4 protein-coding genes are annotated in these 2,579 nt (G+C 65.3%); 1 reads left to right on the top strand and 3 read right to left on the bottom strand.

Going from position 1 to position 2,579, the window contains the following annotated elements:
- Nucleotides 1–30 precede the first annotated feature (30 nt).
- Together EB084_23460 and EB084_23465 are read right to left on the bottom strand one after the other, a co-directional pair.
- On the bottom strand, nt 31–342 hold the full coding sequence (locus EB084_23460; protein ID NDD31219.1) for a hypothetical protein: 312 nt from the start codon (nt 340–342) through the stop codon (nt 31–33).
- A 45-nt stretch (nt 343–387) separates the two neighbouring features.
- Nucleotides 388–1,458, bottom strand: a complete 1,071-nt coding sequence (locus EB084_23465; GenBank protein NDD31220.1) for a class I fructose-bisphosphate aldolase — start codon at nt 1,456–1,458, stop codon at nt 388–390.
- 237 nt (nt 1,459–1,695) lie between these two features.
- Between EB084_23465 and EB084_23470 the strand changes: the two genes are divergently transcribed.
- Nucleotides 1,696–2,361: a hypothetical protein gene (locus EB084_23470; GenBank protein NDD31221.1), complete on the top strand. Its 666-nt coding sequence runs from the start codon at nt 1,696–1,698 to the stop codon at nt 2,359–2,361.
- A gap of 28 nt (nt 2,362–2,389) precedes the next feature.
- Here EB084_23470 and EB084_23475 read toward each other — a convergent pair.
- On the bottom strand, nt 2,390–2,579 hold a 190-nt coding region (locus EB084_23475; GenBank protein ID NDD31222.1), incomplete at its 5' end, for a DNA alkylation response protein.

Genomic DNA, 2,579 nt, shown 5'->3' on the forward strand with positions numbered 1-2,579 from the left:
CCAGGGCGAGGTCAGAGAGCTGCAACGGCACTAGATCTCTGCGATGAGCTCCTCGAACTGGGGAACGAGGTCGAGCCCCTCACCGTGCTTCAGGGTCTGGGCCACAGACAGCCCTTCCTCGAGCACGTCACGGGCCTCCTCCTCGCGCCCCAGGCGCAGGAAGACCTGACCGAGGGCCAGATGCGAGGCCACGTGGCGCTGATCGATCTCGAGAACCGCCATGAGATGGTCGGCCGCTTCACGCAGCTCTCCGTCTTCGAGCAGTCGGGTGCCGAGAACGTAGTGCAGCTCGAGGTCGTCGGGGTCGAGCTCTAGCATCTCGCGCAGCTCGCTGATCTCCATGGTGGGGTCCTCTCAATCTGGCGCCTGGTGGTAAGGTCGCGCGTCCTAGGCGATGGTGACGCGGTCAGACAGGTAGACGTCTTGAATGGCGTTGAGCAGCGCGACACCTTCGGTCATCGGCTTCTGAAACGCCTTGCGGCCGCTGATGAGACCGGTGCCGCCCGCACGCTTGTTGATGACGGCCGTGCGCACGGCTTCGGCGAGGTCGTTGCTGCCCGATGCGCCACCGCTGTTGATGAGGCCAGCGCGGCCCATGTAGCAGTTCACGACCTGGTAGCGAGTGAGGTCGATGGGGTTGTCGGTGGTGAGCTTCGAGTACACCCGCTTGTCGGTCTTGCCGAAGTTGAGCGCGGTGTAGCCGCCGTTGTTCTCAGGCAGCTTCTGCTTGATGATGTCGGCCTCGATGGTGACGCCCAGGTGGTTGGCCTGACCGGTGAGGTCGGCCGAGACGTGGTAGTCGGCTTCTTTTGTCTTGAAGGCCGGGTTGCGCAGGTAGCACCAGAGCACCGTCGCCATGCCGAGCTCGTGGGCGTGGGCGAAGGCGCGGCTCACCTCTTGTATCTGGCGGGTCGATTCTTCAGAGCCGAAGTAGATGGTGGCGCCCACGGCCACCGCGCCCAGGTTCCACGCCTGATCGATCTCGGCGAACATGATCTGGTCGTACCGGTTGGGGTACGAGATGAACTCGTTGTGGTTGATCTTGACCATGAACGGGATCTTGTGCGCGTACTTGCGCGACACCGAGCCCAGCACGCCCAGGGTGGAGGCCACCGCGTTGCAGCCGCCCTCGATGGCGAGCTTCACGATGTTCTCCGGGTCGAAGTAGGCCGGGTTCGGGGCGAACGAGGCGCCGGCAGAGTGCTCGATGCCCTGGTCGACGGGCAGGATGGAGAGGTACCCGGTGCCCGCGAGGCGCCCGTGGTTGTACATCTGCTGCAGGCTTCGCATCACCTGCGGCGAGCGGTCGGTGTGCGCAAAGATGCGATCGACGAAATCAGGTCCGGGAAGGTGCAGCATGTCTTTCGACACAGTGCCGCAGGTGTGGGTGAGCAGGCCCTTTGCCTCTTCGCCCAGGAGGGCCTCGATATCAACACGGTTCTCGGTCGCGGTGGCCAATGTGTTCGCTCCTTGCTCGGGATGGGGGCGCGCGGGCGCCTCTCGTCAGCATCCCCGTTCTCTCACCGCCACAGAGCCTCGAAGGGTGGGCGGCGCGTCGGCCCATGTTACGGGGAACCCCCGAGCAATCCCTCTATTCCCACGGAACCCGGACCTCCCGGACCTGGCGATCCGGTAACATCCGGTCTCTACCGCCGTCGACCTGGGCTGCGCTACGATGTTGAAGGAGTGAGAGAGATGCTGAGCACTGTATCCACGAGCAGGCCCCCTGCAACGCCGCAACCCACCGCCATCGATCCGAAGAAGCCGGTGTCGATGACGCTGCGATGCTATGTGCCCATCTACACCAACGCCCATCTCGGCGGCACCCCGGAAGACGTCTTCAATCTCAGCAACACGCCCATCGAGGGCACCTTCACGCCCTGCACCCCTGAGAAGTGCGGCGTGCTCCCCAAAGAGGTCTATCACTACAACCCCTTGCTCCAGCCAGACGGCTCGCCTCGGTTTCGTGCTGTCGACAAGCACATCGAAGACGCGCCGAAGAGCCCTCTGGCCGCAGGTTCTCTCTGGGGGCTCATCGGCGGCGCTGCGGCCGGCACCCTGGGTGTGCTGGGTGGAGCCGTCATCGGCAGCCCTGTTCTGGGCGGCGTCATCGGCGCCGCGGCCGGTGCGCTGGTCTCGGGAGGCGTAGGCGCCTGGCGCAGCCGAGGAGACTGCATTCGACTTGTCTGGGACGTCTACCCCATCTACGACACGAAGTACGTGGGCTACAAGGAAGAGGTCACCCAACGCGTCCAGGGCGGCCAGCAGGGCTACCTCCATCACTTCGAGCCGGTGCTGCAGAGCAAGCGCCTCGGTGAGTTCAAGCTGCCGCGCATCGAGCACTACCGCGAGAACCCGTAGCGACGGCCAGTCGCTCGGCTGCCCCGGCTCACCCCGCCAGCGGTGTGGCTCGCATGACGATCTCGTGGAAGGCCAGTCGTGGGGGCAGGGTTCCGAAGGCCAGTCCCCCTTCCGCTCCCAGGCGTGTGGCGCAGAAGGCATCGGCCACCGCCGCCGGCGCGTGTCGCGTCAGCAGCGCTCCCTGCAGCCCCAGCGCCAGCATCTCCACGATGCGGCGG

It is taken from the genome of Pseudomonadota bacterium (assembly GCA_010028905.1).
Classification (GTDB): domain Bacteria; phylum Vulcanimicrobiota; class Xenobia; order RGZZ01; family RGZZ01; genus RGZZ01.

Coding starts and splice junctions, on each gene's coding strand:
- EB084_23460 (NDD31219.1), bottom strand. CDS start 342: ATGGAGATCAGCGAGCTGCGCGAGATGCTAGAGCTCGACCCCGACGAC.
- EB084_23470 (NDD31221.1), top strand. CDS start 1,696: ATGCTGAGCACTGTATCCACGAGCAGGCCCCCTGCAACGCCGCAACCC.